This window comes from Micromonospora sp. NPDC002411 (genome assembly GCF_053592955.1).
This window is the reverse complement of sequence record NZ_JBSFBM010000132.1, coordinates 1-17,305: the sequence shown is the minus strand read 5'-3', so window position 1 is coordinate 17,305 and position 17,305 is coordinate 1. Positions and strand designations below refer to the sequence as shown.

At 71.2% G+C, this 17,305-nt stretch carries 18 protein-coding genes; 9 read left to right on the top strand and 9 right to left on the bottom strand.

Features of this window, described 5'->3' with window-relative positions:
• From ACWCO3_RS17330 to ACWCO3_RS17315, 4 genes are all read right to left on the bottom strand, one after another.
• Window positions 1-937, bottom strand: a 937-nt coding sequence (locus ACWCO3_RS17330) for a hypothetical protein (RefSeq protein WP_450010871.1), incomplete at its 3' end; no start/stop codon positions are given.
• 9 nt (window positions 938-946) lie between these two features.
• Window positions 947-1,810, bottom strand: a complete 864-nt coding sequence (locus ACWCO3_RS17325) for an alpha/beta hydrolase fold domain-containing protein (RefSeq protein WP_450010869.1) — start codon at window positions 1,808-1,810, stop codon at window positions 947-949.
• Window positions 1,811-1,868: 58 nt separating this feature from the next.
• Window positions 1,869-2,450: a hypothetical protein gene (locus tag ACWCO3_RS17320; protein WP_358051342.1), complete on the bottom strand. Its 582-nt coding sequence runs from the start codon at window positions 2,448-2,450 to the stop codon at window positions 1,869-1,871.
• Between the two features lie 31 nt (window positions 2,451-2,481).
• Window positions 2,482-3,075 (bottom strand): helix-turn-helix domain-containing protein, encoded by a 594-nt coding sequence (locus ACWCO3_RS17315; RefSeq protein WP_145781034.1) that lies wholly within the window; start codon window positions 3,073-3,075, stop codon window positions 2,482-2,484.
• A 38-nt stretch (window positions 3,076-3,113) separates the two neighbouring features.
• On the opposite strand from ACWCO3_RS17315, the gene ACWCO3_RS17310 reads away from it, so the two are divergent.
• From ACWCO3_RS17310 to ACWCO3_RS17300, 3 genes are all read left to right on the top strand, one after another.
• Window positions 3,114-4,724: an FAD-dependent oxidoreductase gene (locus ACWCO3_RS17310; protein WP_450010866.1), complete on the top strand. Its 1,611-nt coding sequence runs from the start codon at window positions 3,114-3,116 to the stop codon at window positions 4,722-4,724.
• 239 nt (window positions 4,725-4,963) lie between these two features.
• A complete protein-coding gene (locus tag ACWCO3_RS17305; RefSeq protein WP_358051345.1) occupies window positions 4,964-6,601 on the top strand; it encodes a hypothetical protein in 1,638 nt (545 codons plus the stop codon).
• A gap of 230 nt (window positions 6,602-6,831) precedes the next feature.
• On the top strand, window positions 6,832-8,226 hold the full coding sequence (locus ACWCO3_RS17300) for an FAD-dependent oxidoreductase (RefSeq protein WP_357934597.1): 1,395 nt from the start codon (window positions 6,832-6,834) through the stop codon (window positions 8,224-8,226).
• Here the strand turns inward: ACWCO3_RS17300 and ACWCO3_RS17295 are convergent.
• Window positions 8,183-9,013, bottom strand: coding sequence for a nucleotidyltransferase domain-containing protein (locus ACWCO3_RS17295; RefSeq protein WP_358164042.1), 831 nt, complete (start codon window positions 9,011-9,013; stop codon window positions 8,183-8,185). The two genes, ACWCO3_RS17300 and ACWCO3_RS17295, sit on opposite strands and share 44 nt — an antisense overlap.
• 317 nt (window positions 9,014-9,330) lie before the next feature.
• On the opposite strand from ACWCO3_RS17295, the gene ACWCO3_RS17290 reads away from it, so the two are divergent.
• Entirely contained in the window at window positions 9,331-12,165 is a 2,835-nt protein-coding gene (locus tag ACWCO3_RS17290) for a ricin-type beta-trefoil lectin domain protein (RefSeq protein WP_145781025.1), read from the top strand.
• A gap of 46 nt (window positions 12,166-12,211) precedes the next feature.
• On the opposite strand, the gene ACWCO3_RS17285 is transcribed toward ACWCO3_RS17290, so the two are convergent.
• On the bottom strand, window positions 12,212-12,598 hold the full coding sequence (locus ACWCO3_RS17285) for a DUF2267 domain-containing protein (RefSeq protein ID WP_145781023.1): 387 nt from the start codon (window positions 12,596-12,598) through the stop codon (window positions 12,212-12,214).
• Between the two features lie 180 nt (window positions 12,599-12,778).
• Here ACWCO3_RS17285 and ACWCO3_RS17280 point away from each other — a divergent pair, with 180 nt between their 5' ends.
• From ACWCO3_RS17280 to ACWCO3_RS17260, 5 genes are all read left to right on the top strand, one after another.
• A complete protein-coding gene (locus ACWCO3_RS17280; RefSeq protein WP_145781021.1) occupies window positions 12,779-13,111 on the top strand; it encodes a nuclear transport factor 2 family protein in 333 nt (110 codons plus the stop codon).
• Between the two features lie 31 nt (window positions 13,112-13,142).
• The gene (locus ACWCO3_RS17275; RefSeq protein ID WP_450010861.1) at window positions 13,143-13,979 is read left to right on the top strand and encodes an oxidoreductase; all 837 of its coding nucleotides are present in this window, start codon (window positions 13,143-13,145) and stop codon (window positions 13,977-13,979) included.
• 84 nt (window positions 13,980-14,063) lie between these two features.
• Entirely contained in the window at window positions 14,064-14,192 is a 129-nt protein-coding gene (locus ACWCO3_RS17270) for a hypothetical protein (protein ID WP_450010859.1), read from the top strand.
• Window positions 14,192-14,611 carry an ATP-binding protein gene (locus ACWCO3_RS17265; RefSeq protein ID WP_450010857.1) on the top strand — a complete coding sequence of 140 codons (420 nt, stop codon included), beginning with the start codon at window positions 14,192-14,194 and terminating at the stop codon, window positions 14,609-14,611. The genes ACWCO3_RS17270 and ACWCO3_RS17265 overlap by 1 nt, the downstream gene beginning before the upstream one ends.
• Before the next feature lie 102 nt (window positions 14,612-14,713).
• Window positions 14,714-15,091, top strand: coding sequence for a nuclear transport factor 2 family protein (locus ACWCO3_RS17260; protein WP_145781014.1), 378 nt, complete (start codon window positions 14,714-14,716; stop codon window positions 15,089-15,091).
• On the opposite strand, the gene ACWCO3_RS17255 is transcribed toward ACWCO3_RS17260, so the two are convergent.
• From ACWCO3_RS17255 to ACWCO3_RS17245, 3 genes are all read right to left on the bottom strand, one after another.
• Complete coding sequence (locus ACWCO3_RS17255) at window positions 15,078-15,869, bottom strand: nucleotidyltransferase domain-containing protein (protein WP_450010873.1); 792 nt, start codon at window positions 15,867-15,869, stop codon at window positions 15,078-15,080. The genes ACWCO3_RS17260 and ACWCO3_RS17255 overlap by 14 nt on opposite strands.
• A gap of 20 nt (window positions 15,870-15,889) precedes the next feature.
• Window positions 15,890-16,588 carry a nucleotidyltransferase domain-containing protein gene (locus ACWCO3_RS17250; protein WP_450010855.1) on the bottom strand — a complete coding sequence of 233 codons (699 nt, stop codon included), beginning with the start codon at window positions 16,586-16,588 and terminating at the stop codon, window positions 15,890-15,892.
• A gap of 94 nt (window positions 16,589-16,682) precedes the next feature.
• Window positions 16,683-17,153, bottom strand: a complete 471-nt coding sequence (locus tag ACWCO3_RS17245; protein ID WP_145781008.1) for a molybdenum cofactor biosysynthesis protein — start codon at window positions 17,151-17,153, stop codon at window positions 16,683-16,685.
• Between the last annotated feature and the right edge of the window lie 152 nt (window positions 17,154-17,305).

Below are 17,305 nucleotides of genomic sequence, written 5' to 3'. Positions count from 1 at the left end.
CCGCGATCCGCGACGGCCGCCACTGTCGATAGTCCTCGTCCAGGAAGCTGTTGGTCTCCAGGCCGACAACCATGATGGTGTCGTTCCCGGCGGGCATGAGCACATCGACCAGCTCCGCGGCCTGTGCCGCGGACGCACTCACCATCCAGGAGCCGCCTGCCTCGCGAACGCTGAAACTCAACGGGAAGGCTGCCCTGCTCCATCCCACGGTGTTCACGGAGAACGCGCCGTCAGATCGGACTCCGACCGTCGCAGCGTCGTCCCCGGCGATCGGGTAGCCGATCGCGGCGAGGTCTACCCGCAGGTCGGCGACGGTGAGCTGAGGATTCAGTGCCTTCGTCACGGTGTCGGTGAGCGGTCGATGGGCAACGATGTGCTCGACTGCCGCTCGGTCCACCGTCATCTCGTAGTAGTCGACGGCGAACTCGACGAAACGGTCGACGATGTCGTCGAGCAGGATGTCGAGCATGCTGGCCCCGTCCGGGCCGGTGTCCTCGTACGGTCCGCTCGATGGTGGGAAGGCGATGCCGTCGCCGGCGTGCCAGCGCTCGTCCCCCGACAGCCGCCACAGCACGGCCGTCGCGATGAACTGCCCGGCCTCGTCGCAGAAGGCGGGTTCGGTCAGCTGCGGACGCAGGACCTCAGGGACACCGTCCACCAGGCCCGGCCACAACTCGTGGTCCGGATGACGGTACGGCGACATCGCCGACTCGTGATCGAAGAGCCGGATGAATGCGCCGTCGGCGGTGAACACGACAGCCCACTCGTCGCCGCTGCCATTGCTCATCAGTGCCGCCTGGTCCGTGCCCCAGGTCGAGGTGTAGGCGTAGTAGGGGTCCCCACCGTCGATGATGCGCTCGAGCACGGCCAGTGCCTTGCAGCGCTGCCGCAGCCGCTCGATGTCGGGGAGTCTGGCGGCGACGTCATGTGCGTTCACCGGGTCACCCTAGTGATGGGGCAACACCCCGGTCTCCGGGGCGAGGACTCGGATGAAGAACGCCAGAGTGTCGCGGACCAGCGGCTCCAGCGGCACTCCGCCGAAGCAGTGGTCGGCACCCCGCACCACCGACAACTCGACCTCGGCACCGGCCGCGGTCAATGCTGCGGCAAGCTCCTCGCTCTGCCCTACCGGTACGACCAGGTCCTGGTCACCGTGGACCAGCAGCATGGGTGGGGCCTGGTCGGTGACGTAGGTGATCGGACTGGCCGCCCGGCCCGCTTCCGGGTTGTCGGCCAACGGGGCGCCGATCAGAAGAGACTCCGGCGAGTCGGCCGCGTCGTGGTCGATGGTGCCGGACGGGTGCGCCTGCGACTGCATCGTCAGCAGGTTCGACGGCGCGTACCAGCAGACCGCCGCCTGGACGCCGCTGTCGTCCTGGTCGTCTCCGGTCAGCGCGACCATCGAGGCCAGATGCCCACCGGCGGACTCACCCCACACCCCGATCCGCTCGCGGTCCACGCCCACCGTGTCGCTGTGTCGGCGCAGCCAGCGCACCGCCGCCTTGACGTCGTCGAGTTGGGCGGGAAAAGGCGCCTCGCCGCTCAGTCGATACTGAGCGGAGGCGACGGCGAACCCGGCCCGGATGGCGGCGCTGAACGGATCCGCTTCCATGAGCCAGTCCGCCGGGCGCTTGGGCGAGCCGAACAGCCACGCCCCGCCGTGGATCCACACCAGGACCGGGACCGGTCGGGGTGCCGCCACCGGCACCACAAGGTCCAACGTCAGCGGACGGAAGCCCGGAACCTCGTTGACGACGATGTCCCGGTGCTCGACCCGGTCGGGCCAACGCTGGGATGCCGCATCGATCATCGGCCCATCCTCGCACCAGTCGTTCACGCACGGTGGCGGCGAGTCGGGCGCTTCCCGCTCAGTCCCGCCACCAGTCGACGAAGGCACCCATCCGCTCTGTGCGCCAGCGTTCCCTTGCCGAGTACCCGTACCAGCGGCCCTCCGCCATCTCGAAGCGCCACCGCAAGAGCGGCCCGGGGCGATAGGCGACGACATCGATGCCCCACTGCCGCGCGAGTCCTTCCGCCTCACTGATCAACCGATCGAGATTGCCGGGTGCGAGGCCGAGACCCACGGTGGCGGTGACGATCACCCCCCACTGCGCGGCGACGCGGCGCGGCGGCGTGATGTCGACCTCGGGCACGTCCGCGAACTGTTCGGTGACGAGCAGCGCGATCTCGTCCGCGGTGACGTCGGACGCTGCCTGGAGCCGCATGGTCACCCGCTCGGCGAACTGGTGGATCTCCTCCGGGCTGTCCAGATCAGGGCGCAGCCAGCGCACCGTCACCGTGAACATGCCCGCCAGCACCGCCGCCAGGGCCCTGTTGTCGGGCTTCGCCGTCGTCAACACTCGACGCGCCAGGGTGCGATTGCCAAGGAGCATGGCGTGCCAGTAGTAGCCCTGGCTCGTACTCAGCCTGGTTGCTCGCCCCGTGGTCATGCCAGCAGGGTACGAACGAACGCGAAATGAACTACCCCTGGTCGGGCGTGGCGGGGCGGGCGCGGACGTGCAGCCGCTCCCCCTGCGGCCCGAAGAGGATCAGGGCCTCGGCGGTGCCGGGGCCGGGGTTGAGGACGCGGTGCGGAACCCGGGTGTCGAACTCCGCCACCTCGCCCGACGTCAGGATCAGGTCGTTCTCGCCGAGTAGCAGACGCAGCCGGCCGGAGAGCACGTAGAGCCACTCGTACCCCTCGTGGGTCTGCTGGCTCCGATCGCCGCTGGGGGCGTCCGGCGGGAAGATCAGCTTGAACGCCTGCAGACCCCCGGGTCGGCGGGTCAGCGGCAGGAACGTGATGCCGTGCTTGATGATCGGTTTGGGGCGTACCCGAGGGTCGCCGGTGTCCGGGGCGTCGACCAGTTCGTCGAGCGCCACCTGGTACGCCCGGGCCAGCGGGAGCAGCAGCTCCAGGGTGGGCCGGCGGCTGCCCGATTCCAGCCGGGACAGGGTGCTCACCGAGATGCCGGTGAGGTCGGCGAGCTGGGTCAGCGTGATCCCGCGTTGGGTGCGCAGGGCGCGCAGGCGGGGGCCGACCCCGGCCAGCGCGACGGCGTCGTCTTTTGCCATAACGGCAAGGATAGTTGCCACCCGACTGGTTGCGACGGATGGTGTTCCCAGACGACAAGCAAGAGGAGAGACCAGTGGACGAGACATACGACGTGGTGGTGGTCGGCGGCAGCGCCGCGGGGCTCAGCGGAGCCCTGGCGCTGAGCCGGGCCCGACGGTCGGTGCTGGTGGTCGACTCCGGTGAGCCGCGCAACGCGCCCGCCGACCGGATTCACAACTACCTGGGCCGGGAGGGGACGCCGCCGGGCGAGTTGCTCGCGACCGGTCGGGCCGAGGTGGCCGGGTACGGCGGGCAGTTCCGCACCGGGCGGGTGGAGGCCGCGACCCGGGACGACGACGGGTTCCGGCTGAGCCTCGACGGCGGGGATTCGGTGCGGGCTCGGCGTTTGCTGGTGACCACCGGCCTGACCGACGAACTGCCCGACGTGCCAGGCCTGGCGCAGCGGTGGGGGCGCGACGTGCTGCACTGCCCGTACTGCCACGGCTGGGAGGTCCGGGACCAGCGCATCGGCGTCCTGGCGACCGGACCGTTGGCAGTGCACCAGGCGGAGATGTGGCGACAGTGGAGCCCCAACGTGCTGCTCCTGCTGCACGGCTCCCCCGCACCGGACGCGGAGGTCGCCGAGCGGCTCGCCGCCCGGGGCATCGCGGTGGTGCCGGGTCCGGTCGCCGAGGTGGAGGTGACCGACGACGCGCTGACCGGTGTACGGCTCGCCGACGGCCGGGTGGTGGCGCTCGACGCCGTCGTGGTGGCGACGCGGCTGACCCCTCGCGCCGGGCTGCTGGTGGGCCTGGGCCTGGCCCCGGAGGAGGTGACGATGGGTGAGCACGTGATCGGTGCCCAGATCCCGGCCGACCCCACCGGTGCGACGACCGTCCCGGGTGTCTGGGTGGCGGGCAACGTGGCCGACCTCCGCGCTCAGGTGATCACGTCCGCGGGGGCCGGCCTGAACGCGGCGGCGGCGATCAACGCCGACCTGATCGCGGAGGACACCCGTGTGGCGGTCGCCGAGTACCGGCAGGTGGTGGCCACCGCATTCGAGGAGCCGGCGTGGGAGGAGCGCTACCAGTCCCGACCGGCGGTGTGGAGTGGCCGGCCGAACCCGCAGCTCGTCGCCGAGGTCGCCGACCTGGCCCCGGGGCGGGCGCTGGACGTGGGCAGCGGGGAGGGCGCCGACGCGGTGTGGCTGGCGGAGCGGGGCTGGCAGGTCACGGCCGTGGACATCTCCGCCACCGCGCTGACCCGGGCCGCCGCCAACGCCGACACCGTCGGCGTCGGTGACCGGATCGAGTTCACGCACGCCGACCTGCGCGACAAGCCGCCGGCCGAGGAGGCGTACGACCTGGTGTCCGCGCAGTTCATGCATCTGCCGCCGGAGCAGCGGCGGGAGTTGTTCGACCGGTTGGCCGCGGCGGTGGCTCCCGGCGGCGTTCTGCTGATCGTCGGGCACCATCCGTCGGACCTGTGGACGACGGCTCGTCGGATGCACATGCCGGACATGATGTACACCGCGCAGGACGTGGCCGCCGGTCTGGACCCGTCGCAGTGGGAGGTGCTCACGGCCGAGGCCCGTCCCCGCCCGGCCACCGACCCGGACGGCCACGACGTGACCATCCACGACGCGGTCCTCCTCGCTCGCCGCCGTTAGGCAGACCTGCGTCGATCATGGAGTTGTGCGGGATGACAAAGGTGGTGAGTCCACAGCTTTCCGGCACCACAAGTCCATGATCGGCGCGGGAGTGGGCGGGACGCGGGGCGACAACGTGAGACGTGGTGGGGCGGGACTTCGCATCAGGTCGGCTCGGCGGTAGCGTTGCGCCACACTGACGGCCCGCGGGGCAGGCGACCGCCGACCCTCACGCCCCCGAATCGTACGGAGGATGGCGCATGTCCATCGGCGCTGAGCCGCGCTCAGGACGCGACGATGCGGCCTCGCGGCCGAACTTCGAGTTCGCCCTGCGCGGCTACGACAAACGCCAGGTGGACCGGCACCTGGAGCAGCTCGACGGCCAGATCGCGATGCTCAGTGGAGAGCACGGGCGCTCCGCCGTCCGGGTCCGTGAGCTGACCGCCGAGGTGCAGCGCCTACGGACCGAACTAGCCGACCTTCAGGAGAAACCGGTGCAGGTGGACCGCGCGACGATCCACGACCTGGGCCCGATGGTCGCCGAGATCATGGCTCTCGCCGACAAGCAGGCCACCATGATCACTGAATCGGCCACCGACCGCGCGAACGAGCTGCGCAGCGAAGCGGAGCAGATCCTCGCCGACACCAGGGAACGCGCGGCGCAGGCACGTCAGGATCTGGCCGAGGAGTTGGCGACCCGGCGGGCGGAGCAGGAGCAGGCGCACGAGGAGCGGCGCACGCTGGCCGAGGCCGAGTTGACAGCGATCCGCGAGCACGCGGAGCAGTTGCGCGCCGACGGTGAGGCGGCGCACGAGCGCGCCCAGCACGAGGCGAAGCGGATCACCGAGCAGAGCGCGCAGCAGCTCAACCAGACCCGGGTCGCCGCCGACGCGCTGATGAAGTCGGCCCGCACCCAGATCCAGCAGGAACTCCAGTCGGCCCGGGCGAAGAACCAGCAGGAGATGGCCCAGTGGCAGGCCAGCGTGGAGCGGGAGGTCAACGAACGGCGGACCGCCGCCGAGCGGGACATCGCCGAGCAGCAGGCCGCCGCCGAGCAGGAACTCGCCGAGCAGAGCAGCGCGACCGAGCAGCAGATCGCCGCGCTGCTGGCCGAGGCGCAGCAGCACGTGACCGAGCTGCGTAACCGCGCCGACGAGCAGGCCGCGATCCACCAGGAGCAGCTCACGGCCCTTCAGCAGGAGATCGCGGAGCGCCAGCAGGAGTCCACTGAGCTGAACGCCGAGCTGGACACCGCCCGCCAGCAGCTCGCCGAGATCCGCCAGGAGGGCGAGACGCTGGAGGACGAGCTGTCGCGGATGCAGCAGCGCCTCAGCGAGGTCCGCCGGGACCTCACCGCCGAGAGCACCCGGTTGGAGGAGGCCCGGCGGGCCGGGGACTCCGCCGAGCGACACGCCAAGGAGGTTCGCGCCCGGGTGCAACGGGAGGCGAAGCGGGTGGCCGACCTCGCCGCCGCCGCGGTCATGGCCGCGGCTGCCGGCGGGACGGAAACCGCCGAGTACCCGATGGTGGGCTCCCGTTCCGGCACCGACCGACCCGCTCCCGAGCGGGCGGGGGTCGAGCGGCTCACCGTCGAGCGGCTCTCCGTGGACCGACCCACGGCGAGCGAGGCGGACGCCGATCGCGTCACTCCTGTCCACGCGCCTGTCGACCCGGCCCCGGCGGAGAGCGCCAGCTCCGCGGACCATGCTCCAGCCGACCAGGTGAACGGCGAGCACGTGAACGGCGAGCAGGGTGGCGTACCGACGACGGCGCGGGAGGTCAGCACCGACGACACCGAGCCGACCTTCCCCCGGCACATCAATGCGGACGCACCGACGCCCGTGCCGTTCCTTGCCTTTGGGCAGCCGGTCAGCGAGAACGGCGCCGCCCGGCACTGACCTGGGGACACGGGCGGTGATCAAGTGATGAAAAGTAGGCCGGAGAGGACCGGAAGACCTACTTTTCATCACTTGATCAAGGTGGGAGGGCGGTTTCTGCGCGGAACCGGGTCGCCGGGATCGGCCGACCTGGCAGGCTTGGCAGGCCGTCACGCAGCACGACGGCGACGCGCCCGGACCGCGCACCAGCGGCGTGCGCCGGCCTGCCCGGCGGCCGAGAGGAGCAGTCGGTGACCGACCGACCGGAGGAGTTCGACCTGCTCGTCGTGGGCGGCGGTAAGGCCGGCAAGACGTTGAGCATGGACGTCGCCCGGTCCGGGCAGCGGGTCGCCATGGTCGAACGCGGCATGATCGGCGGCAGCTGCATCAACGTCGCGTGCATCCCGACGAAGGCGCTGGTGACCAGCGCCCGGGCGGCCCGCCACCTGCGCGACGCGGGCGCGCTCGGCCTGGTGGTGCAGGGCGGCCAGGTCGACGTCGATCTGCTGCGGGCGCACAAGCAGGACGTGGTCGAGGGGATGGTGGCCGCCAACCGGCAGCAGTTCCTCGACTCCGGCCTGCACCTGGTGATCGGCGAGGCCCGGTTCGTCGGCCCCCGGACCGTGCGGGTGTCGCTCGCCGACGGCGGCGAGCGGCTGCTGCGCGGCGCGGACGTGGTGATCAACACGGGTACGCGTCCGCACCTGCCCTCGGTGCCCGGAATGGCCGAGGCCGGGGTGTTGACCAGCGACACCCTGCTGCGCCTGGATCGGCTCCCGGCCCGGCTGGTGGTGCTCGGCGGTGGCACCGTCGGGGTGGAGTTCGCGCAGATGTTCGCGTCGTTCGGCAGCGCGGTGACACTGGTCGAGGGCGGCCCCCGACTGCTCACCCGCGAGGATCCCGACGTCAGTGACGCGGTGATGCGGGTCTTCGTCGACGACGGCATCGACGTGCGGGTGGGTGTCGCGGTGGCCCGGGTCGACCGGGACGTCGACGGCACGATCCGGGTGACGCTCGACGACGGCAGCCTGGTGACCGGGGACGACGTGCTGGTGGCCGCCGGTCGGGAACCGGTCACCGACGGGCTCGACCTGGACGTGGCCGGCGTACGCCTCAGCGAGCGGGGCTTCGTGGAGGTCGACGAGCACCTGCGCACCACCGCCGAGCGCACCTGGGCGGCCGGAGACGTCGCCGGCAGCCCGCAGTTCACCCACGTCTCGTTGGACGACTACCGGATCATCCGGGCGAACCTCGCGGGTGGGCAGCGCAGCACCGCCGACCGGCTCGTCCCGTACACCGTCTTCACCACCCCGGAGCTGGCCCGGGTCGGGCTCACCGAGACCGAGGCGCGTCGCGCCGGGTACGACGTCGAGGTCGCCCGCCTACCGGTCGCCGCGATCCCCCGGGCACGCACCCTGCGTCAGACCCAGGGCATGTGGAAGGCGGTCGTCGACACCGGCACCGACCGGATCCTCGGCGCGGCGCTGCTCGGGCCCGAGGCCGGCGAGGTGATCACGTCGGTGCAGTTGGCCATGCTCGCCGGGATGCCGTGGACCGCTCTGCGCGACGCGGTCATCACCCATCCGACGATGACCGAGGGTCTCAACCTGCTCTTCGCCTCGTTGCAGTCCCGTCCGGTCCGCTAACCACCAGCTCGACGGCCGGCTGTCCGGCGATCTCGTCGCGTACCCGTTGCTGGAAGGCGCGGGCCTGCGCGCCGGTCGGTGGCGGCCCGCCGTGGCGTGCGGCGATCGCGCGGTGGATCACCTCGGCCCGGTCACCGGCGTCGACCAGCCGCTGACCGGCCGCGACCTTGGCGAGCCAGACGCCGTCGCGGTGCCGCACCAGGGACCGGCAGGCGCCGAGCACCGCGTCCTCGGTGCCGGGCGCGGGCTGGTCGTCCGGCGGTGTCGGCAGGGCGAGCCACCAGGACAGCGCCTCGACGAGCAGCCGACGCAGGTCGGCCGCCGTGAGGTCGGCGAAGACCTCCCCGGCCGGCGGACCGAGCAGCGGAAGCCCGCTCTGGCGCAGGATGCTGCGGTCCAACCCGTACCAGAAGCGTCCGTCGGCGGCCGGTCGTTCGGCCGGGTCGACTGTGCACCGGAACGGCATGGCGGCACCCGTGTTCAGTTCGACCTCGAAGCCGGGCTCCGGTGTTCCGGACGCGGCCACCGCCCGGTCGTAGACCACCAGCTCCAGTCCTCGTGCCGGACAGGGCAGCGCCTCGTGCCGCAGCCGCGCCACCACCTCCCGTTTGGCTGCCGGGGTGAGCTGCCCGGCGCTGACCAGCGCCACGTCCACGTCGCTGCGGCCGGGTTGGTAGGCGCCGAGCCCCACCGAGCCGGCCGCGTACGCGCCGACCAGGTCGGCCCCGAGCACGTCTTTGGCGCCGGCGACCAGGTCGTCGAGGTAGCGCTGGAGTGCGGAGTCCACGCGCCCATCCTGGCGCGCGGACGGCAGCGGCCCGACGCCGGGTCCGACCCGCGACGCAGACACCGGATACGGACCACCGCATCGGGCATTCCGTGTCAACCACCACGAACTTTCGCACGGACATCAGCAACTTTTGATGAATCGAGGCGAAGCCATGGACACCTCAATCGAAACACCTTAATGTCTCGATCCATCCAGCCGGTGTTTCCGCAACGTCACTCGTCGGCGTCGAGGACGTTACGGCACCGGGCCGACGGCCTCCCTCACCGCTGCTCCACGCCCGGCCGCCGGACACTCCACCGCCTCCTGGAGGAACGATGGGCACACCCCTGCTACGCCGACTCCGCACACCCGTCCTGGGTACGCTCGCACTCGTTCTCACCGCCAGCGCCTGGGCCGCTCCGGCCGCCGCTGCCCCCGCACAGGAACCGGGCGTCACGCTTCGCGTCTTCGACGTGCAGGTGCCGCTCTCCGAGATCTGCACCCTCAAGCCGGCGCAGACCCCCAACGTGGACAAGCTGATGTCCACGATCAACTGGACCTCGGCGGCCGACTTCGGCTTCGAGGACAACTTCGTCTCGCAGGTGCTCGGCAACATCACCACCACCCAGGCCGGCAGCTACACGTTCCGGCTCAGCAGCGACGACGGTTCCAAGCTGGCGATCGACAACACCGTGGTGATCAACCACGACGGGTTGCACGGCGCGACCCCACCTAAGGAGGGCACCGTCACCCTCACCGCTGGGTTGCACGCGCTGCGCATCGACCATTTCGAGCGAGGGGGTGGGCAGCAGATCACCCTGGAGTGGAAGACGCCCGGTTCGTCGTCCTTCGTGGTCGTACCGAACTCGGCGCTGAGCACCGACGCCGGCGTGGTGCGGGTGACCGCGCCGGGCCGCAAGGAGTGCGAGGGCATCGCCGACACTCCCGGCGACGGCCTGCCGCTGACCGGGGTGCATCCCGGTTACACGCTGACCAACCTGCGGCCCAGCGGGTTCCAGCCGAAGGTCACCGGGATGGACTGGCTGGCCGACGGCCGACTGGTCGTCTCCACCTGGGGCGGCAGCGACCAGTCCGGCACCTCCCAGGACGGTGAGGTCTGGATCCTCGGCAACACCGGCGGCGCGACCACTCCGGGTGCCGTGACCACCAAGAAGATCGCCGGTGGGCTGAAGGAGCCGATGGGGCTGAAGGTCGTCGACGGGGTGGTCTACGTCTCGGAGAAGCAGCGGCTGACCCGGCTGGTCAACACCGGCGGCGACGAGGTGGCCGAGCGGCTGGAGACGGTCGCCACCTGGCCGTACGGGGGCAACTTCCACGAGTTCGCCTTCGGCCTGCTCTACGCCGACGGGTTCTTCTACCTGAACCTGTCGGTGTCGATCAACTCCGGCGGCGCCACCACCAACCCGCAGCCCGCCACCAACCGGGGCACCACCCTCAAAGTCAACAAGGACACCGGCGCGATCAGCTACGTCGCCGGTGGTCTGCGTACCCCGCACGGCATCGGGTGGGGCCCGGAGGGCGGCATCTTCGTCACCGACAACCAGGGTGGTTGGCTGCCCTCGTCGAAGCTCGTGCACATCAAGCAGGGCCGGTTCTTCAACCACTACACCAACCCGGCCGGCCCGTTCGACACCGCAGCGGTCACCCCGCCGGTGCTGTGGATGCCGCAGAACGAGATCGCCAACTCTCCCAGCACTCCGCTGTACCTGACCAGCGGACGGTACGCCGGCCAGTTCGTCATCGGCGACGTGACGTACGGCGGCCTCCAGCGCGCCAACGTGGAAAAGGTCAACGGCGAGTACCAGGGCGCCCTGTTCCGGCTCACCCAGGGCCTGGAGGCGGGTGTCTCCGAGGTCAACATCGGCCCGGACGGCGCGATCTACGTCGGTGGGCTCGGCGCGGGCGGCAACTGGGGCCAGACCGGCAAGCTGTCGTACGGCCTGCAGAAGCTCACCCCGAACAGCACCACGACGTTCGAGATGCTCGCCATGCGGGCCACCACCGCCGGCTTCGAGGTGGAGTACACCCAGCCCGTGTCGACGGAGACCGCCGCCGACCTCGCCGCGCGTTACAAGATCAAGCAGTGGAGGTACGTGGCGACCTCGAACTACGGCGGCCCGAAGATCGACGAGGAGACGCTGACCGTCACCTCGGCCACCCTCTCGTCGGACGGCAAGAAGGTCAACCTGGCGGTCGCCGGTCGCAAGGCGGGCCACGTGGTCCACCTGCGCTCGCCACGTCCGTTCACCTCCACCAACGGCCAGTCACTGTGGAGCACCGAGGCGTGGTACACGCTCAACGCCATCCCGGGCGTCACCCCGCCGCCCAGTGACGGGACCAACCTGGCGCTCAACAAGCCGGCCGTCGCGGACAGCTCCTGCTCCACCAGCGAGAGCCCGGCCAAGGCCGTCAACGGCAGCGTGACCGGCGGCAACAGCGACAAGTGGTGCTCGAAGGGCACCAACAGGTACCTCCAGGTGGACCTGGGCGCCAGCCACACGGTGAACCGGGTCGTGGTCAAGCACGCCGGGGCCGGCGGTGAGGATCCCGCCTGGAACACCCGCGACTTCACCATCGCGTCCAGCGCCGACGGCACGACCTGGACCACCCGCGCCACGGTGACCGGCAACACGGCGAGCACCACCACCCACAACCTGGTCGCGCCGGGCACCCGTCACGTCCGGTTGGCGATCACCGCGCCGACCAGTACGACCGACACGGCCGCGCGGATCTACGAGCTGGAGGTGTACGCGAGCGCCGCCGGCACGCCGGGCAGCATCACCGGCGTCGGCGGCAAGTGCCTGGACGTCGACAACGCGGGCACCGCCGACGGCACCAAGGTGCAGCTGTGGACCTGCAACAATACCGCCGCGCAGTTGTGGAGCCGCGTCGGCGACACGTACCGCGCTCTGGGCAAGTGCCTGGACGTGGACAACGCGGGCACCGCCGACGGCACGAAGGTGCAGCTGTGGACCTGCAACGGCACCGGTTCGCAGGTGTGGCAGCCGCAGTCCGACGGGTCGCTGCGCAACCCGCAGTCGGGCAAGGTCCTCCAGGCCGCCGGCGGTGCCACCGCCGACGGCACGCAGATTCAGATCGGCACCAACACCGGGGCCGCCCACCAGAAGTGGGTGGTCAACGCCACCTGACAACGGAGGGGCCGGACCGGGTGACCGGTCCGGCCCCGCTCCCGTCTCAGGGGCCGTGCGGCAGCGGCTGCGCCAGCGCCCGAAGATCCGCCGGGAGTTGGGCCAGCGCGTCCTCGAACTCGCGATGCCCGACCACCCGGTGCATCGTCTGGAGCACCGCCCGGGTGCCCCGCTCGGCGGCCGGGCGGTCGATCCCGGCCCGGTCGGCGACCCGGCGCAGGAACTCGTCGAAGCCGAACGCCTCCGGTGGCTCGGCGGCCTTGACCAACAGCGGGCTCAGCTCGTCGGCCAGGTGCGGGGCCAACGCTCCCGCCTCACCGCCGCTGAGCCGCTCGGTGAGGGTCCGCAGAACAGCCTCGGTCAGTGGGCGCGCCTGCTCCGGCGGAACCCCCGCCCGTGCCGCGACCTTGTCGACGAACCCCAGCTCGGCCATGTCCCCGCCCTTCGTCCCGGAATCGCGTGGCTACCCGGGCCCTCCGACGGCAAACCCCCGGCAGCCGTAGCGGGATCGTTCTGGTTGTTGCTCCGCGCGGCACCGTTCCCGTCTCGTACGGTGAGGTCGGACCGGGAACCCGACGGCTGCCGACGGCGGCCCGTGCCGCAGGAGGAGCAGATGGCCGTCGACCTACCCGACGTGATCGACAGGTACTTCCGGGCCGTCAACGACCGGGACCTGGACGCCTTCGTCGCCTGCTTCGCGGACACCGCGAGTGTCGCCGACGAGGACCGGCTGTACGACGGGCGGGCCTCGATCCGCGCGTGGCGGCAGAAGACGATGGACGCCTACTCGTACACCGCCGAGCCGGTCCGTGTGACGTCGCAGGCGGGTGACTCCTACCTGGCTCTCACCCGGGTCTCCGGCGACTTCCCCGGCAGCCCGATCGAGCTGCGGTACCGGTTCACTCTGCGCGACGGCCTGATCGGTGCCCTGGACATCCGGCCGTAACCGCTGGAGATCGCCCGATGGGAGAAGCGACGTGCCGCGAGTCTGGCTCATCACCGGTTGCACCCGAGGTCTCGGCCGGGCCCTCGCCGAGGCCGTGCTGGCCGACGGCGACCAACTGGTAGCCACCGCACGGAACCCCAGCCAGCTGAATGCCCTCAGCGACCAGTACGGCGATCAGGTCCAGCCGATAGCTCTCGACGTCACCGACCCGGCCGCCGCCCGCGACGCGGTCCGCACTGCAGTGGACGGGTTCGGTCGTCTGGACGTTCTGGTGAACAACGCCGGGTACGCCGACGTCGCCGCGATCGAGGACATCTCGGAGGAGGACTTTCGCGCGCAGATCGACGCGAACTTCTACGGGGTGGTCAACCTGTCCCGCGCGGCGCTGCCGACGATGCGGGAGCAGGGGCGAGGGCACATCGTGCAGATCTCCAGCGTCGGTAGTCGGGTCGCCAGCACCGGTCTGGGGGCGTACCAGGCCGCCAAGTGGGCGGTCAGCGGCTTCTCCGGCGTGCTCGCCAGGGAGGTCGCGGCGTTCGGAATCCGGATCACCAGCGTCGAGCCGGGCGGGCTGCGCACCGACTGGGCCGGCTCGTCGATGAGTGAGCTGCCGATCAGCGAACCGTACCGCCCGGTCATCGACCCGGCCGTGCAGCGGCTGCGTCGGGGCAGCGGCAACCAGCCGGGCGACCCGGTACGTGCCGCCCAGGCGATCATCCGGATCACCACTGTCGACGACCCGCCCCTGCGGTTGCTGCTCGGCACCGACGCGGTAGCGGCCGCCTCGGCAGCCGCGGAGGCCCTCGCGACGTCCGACGCGCGGTGGCGGTCGCTGAGCGAGTCCGTCGCCTTCGACGCGACCCCCTGAGTACCGGACCGACGACGTTTCGGGCCGGCCCGCAGGTGATCGACCGCCGAACGGACGAACGGGCGCGGCACCGCGGATGACATGATGTGGCGACAACGGCTTCGGCACGAGAAGGGTTGCTGCTGTCCGATGGCGCACTTCGGGGCTCGCACGTCCACGCTGACCGGCCCGATCGTGGTGGCGCTGACCGGCGACCCCCGACCGGAGAGCTGATGCCGGCCGAACGACGGGACACCGTGATCGAGCAGAGCGTCCCCGCCCAGTTCGCAGACACCATGACGTACCAGGTGGCGACCGACGTGCGGGCTCTACGCGCGTTCGTCAGCGCCGCCGCGCTGGCCCGGGGGCTGCCACCGCACCGGGTGGAGGTGTTGACGCTGGCGGTCAGCGAGCTGGCCTCCAACACGTTGCAGCACACCACCGGCGGCGGCCGGGTCCTGCTCTGGGCCGAGTCGGGCCACCTGTTCTGCGACGTCGTCGACCAGGGCCCGACGCGGGCGTTCGGCCGCAGCATGCCGGCCACCGACGCGGTACGGGGTCGTGGGCTGGCGATCGTGGAGCAGATCTGCGACGAGGTCGCCGTGTTCACCAGGGCCGGGGAGACCGTCGTACGGATTCGCCTGACCCTGTGAACGCCGGCGGCGATCCACTCCCTCCCCGGCCAGGGGAGCTGCCACAATGCCGACAGACCGGTCCGACTGGAACCGTGTCGAACCGACCGGGAGGACGCCACGATGCCGGACAGCGCACGCGAGGCAGAGCTGCTCGACGCCGAGCGCACCCTGCAGGCCGCCCAACGGGCCGGCGACGCCGACGCCCTCGACCAGTTGCTTGTCGACCAACTGATCTGCGTCGGCCCGGACGGCCGTACGTACACCAAGCAGGACGACCTGACGGCACACCGGGAGCGCCGCTCGGTGGTGCGGGAGCTGGTCGAGGAGGAGCTGGACCTTCTCGTCGTCGGGTCGACCGGGGTGACGTTCTTCCTGGGTCGGGTGGCCGGGACCGTCGACGGCGCGCCGTTCGCGGCTCGCCTGCGCTACACCCGCACCTGGATCCACGACGACCCGCACGGCTGGCGGGTCCTCGCCGCGCACATCAGCCCGGTCTGACCCCGGTCTCCGCCAGCGCGCGGCCCATCCGGTCGGACAGCCGGGCCGTCACCACCAGCTCGTTGAGCTGGGCCAGCCCGTCGGGTTGCTCGGGCAGCCGGGTCTCGTGGTGCGCCTGGTCGAGCCGCGACGCCAACTCGGCCAGGTCACGGTCGAGGACCGGGCCGGCCACGGCGTCGCCGAGCCCGCCGTGTTCGGCGGCTTGCTTCGCCGCGATCAGGTCGGGAAGGTACGTCGGCGCCGGTTCGGCTTCGAGCAGGCTCGGCAGGTGAGCCAGAACCCGACCGCTCCGCATCAGGTGGACGCCGGTGAGCAGCGCCCGGAAGGTGTACAGCAGGGGTTTCAGTTCGCCGGTCCTGTCGAACAGCCGCCGCTGCGTGGCGGCGAAGCCACGGTAGTGGTGAGCGTGGTGACGGGTCAGCACCGACGGCGCCAACCCGACCAACGCCGAGTGTGCCGCGGAGGTGTGCACCACCAGCGGTGACAGCAACTGTTCGAGCACGTAGCCGTTGCGACGGAGCATCAGCCGCACGAACTTGCGCAGGTCGTGAGTGACCAGGTCCAGTTCCACGCCGTCGCGGTCGGTCATGACCGTCTGCGTCTCGGTCGGCTGCGCCAGCCCGACCAGGTCCCGCACCGGAAGCAGGTGTGCGCCGCGCAGGTCGACGTCCGAGTCGACGGACGGGAACCCGTACAGGTGCGCTCCGGAGACGGTGGCGAACACCATCGGGTACGGCTGGTCGGCGACGATGCCCGTCAGGTCGACGCCGCCCGGCAGACCGGCACCCTCCCAGGCGGTCACGCCGCACACCGCAGCGAGCGGTCCCGGACCGAGACCAACCACCGCTCGACCCTCGCCTCATCGGGTCGGTCCGGCAACGGGCTGGTGGGGAGGTCGGCCGTCATCCGGCTCACCAGCCGATCCCGCCAGGCGACGACGTCGTCCCAGGGCACCTCACCGGCCTTGACCGCCAGCAGACCGTCCCGGTCGGCACCCACGTCCAGCACCAGACGGCCGGTACGAACCAGGGCGCCCCCGGCGGCCAGCAGCCGGATCAGGTGCGTCACGTGCCGCCACACCGGTACGCCGGAGCGGGCGATCCCGCGTTCGGCCTTGCCGAACTGGGCGGTGGCGTATCGCAGGTAGGTGTCCGCCACTCGCCGGGACAGGAAGGCGGGCGCGAGCGCCAGTAACTCCTCCCCCAGCGGGGTGCACCTCTCGAGCAGCGGAGAGTGCAGTACTTCCAGGACTGTGGGGTTCGCCGCCAACCCCAGCACGCAGACCCGCTCCACCTCCCACCGCACCTGCTCCGGGAGGGGCCCGTCGTGATGCCACGCGGGCTTGCGCAGCCCCCAGAACGCCGAGGCCGGCAGGGCGTACACCCCGCGTCGGTCGGTGTCCGACGTCGCGCCGGACAGGCCGAAGGCGCGGGATCCCACCACCACCTGCAGGATCGTCCGGTCGTCGACCAGCTGATCCGTCAGCACGTGTGTCATTGACGCCTCCCCCGCGCGCTTGCGTCCACCGCCCGAACGACGGTGTCCGCGGCACACCATGCCTGTCGCGGACCGCTGCCGTCGAATCCTTTCCTCAGGTGACGACGGCCTCGATCGGCCCGACGCGCAGGGTGCCGTCGTTGAGTGGGGTGCAGCGGATGCCGCCAGTGGTGCGCAATGCCTTCCACGTGCCCGGTCCGACGGTGACGTCCATCCAGGCGCAGGGCCGGGCCGCCCGGTTGACCCGCAGGCTGACCGGGCCGTCCCCGGAGTCCAGCACCAGCACCCTGCCGATCAACTCGTCCACGGCTATCCCGGTGGTGAGGATGTTGCGGCGGACCTCGGCCAGACCGATGCCGACCGGCAGCGACTCTTGGGCGATGACCGTGACGCTGGCGTCGCGGTGTGCCTGCTGGCCGAAGTACCGGTCGCCGACGATGCCGAGGCCGGCCCGGATCCGGACCGTGTCGACCACCTCACCGGGCGGCGCCGGCGCCGGGCCGTCGGCGGGCCGGCCCAGAAAGCGGTGCACGGGCGAGGCCAGCAACTCGACGATCTCCGGCATGGCAGGAATTGTACGAAGCGGACAGGGTCCCGCGAGGCAGGTCGACGGACGACCGGGCCGTCGTACGCGGCGGGCGGTGACCGTCGGTCACCTCAGTGGGGGCGGGTGCGGTAGCGAGCGGTATACCTCAGAGTCATATTCATGACTCTGAG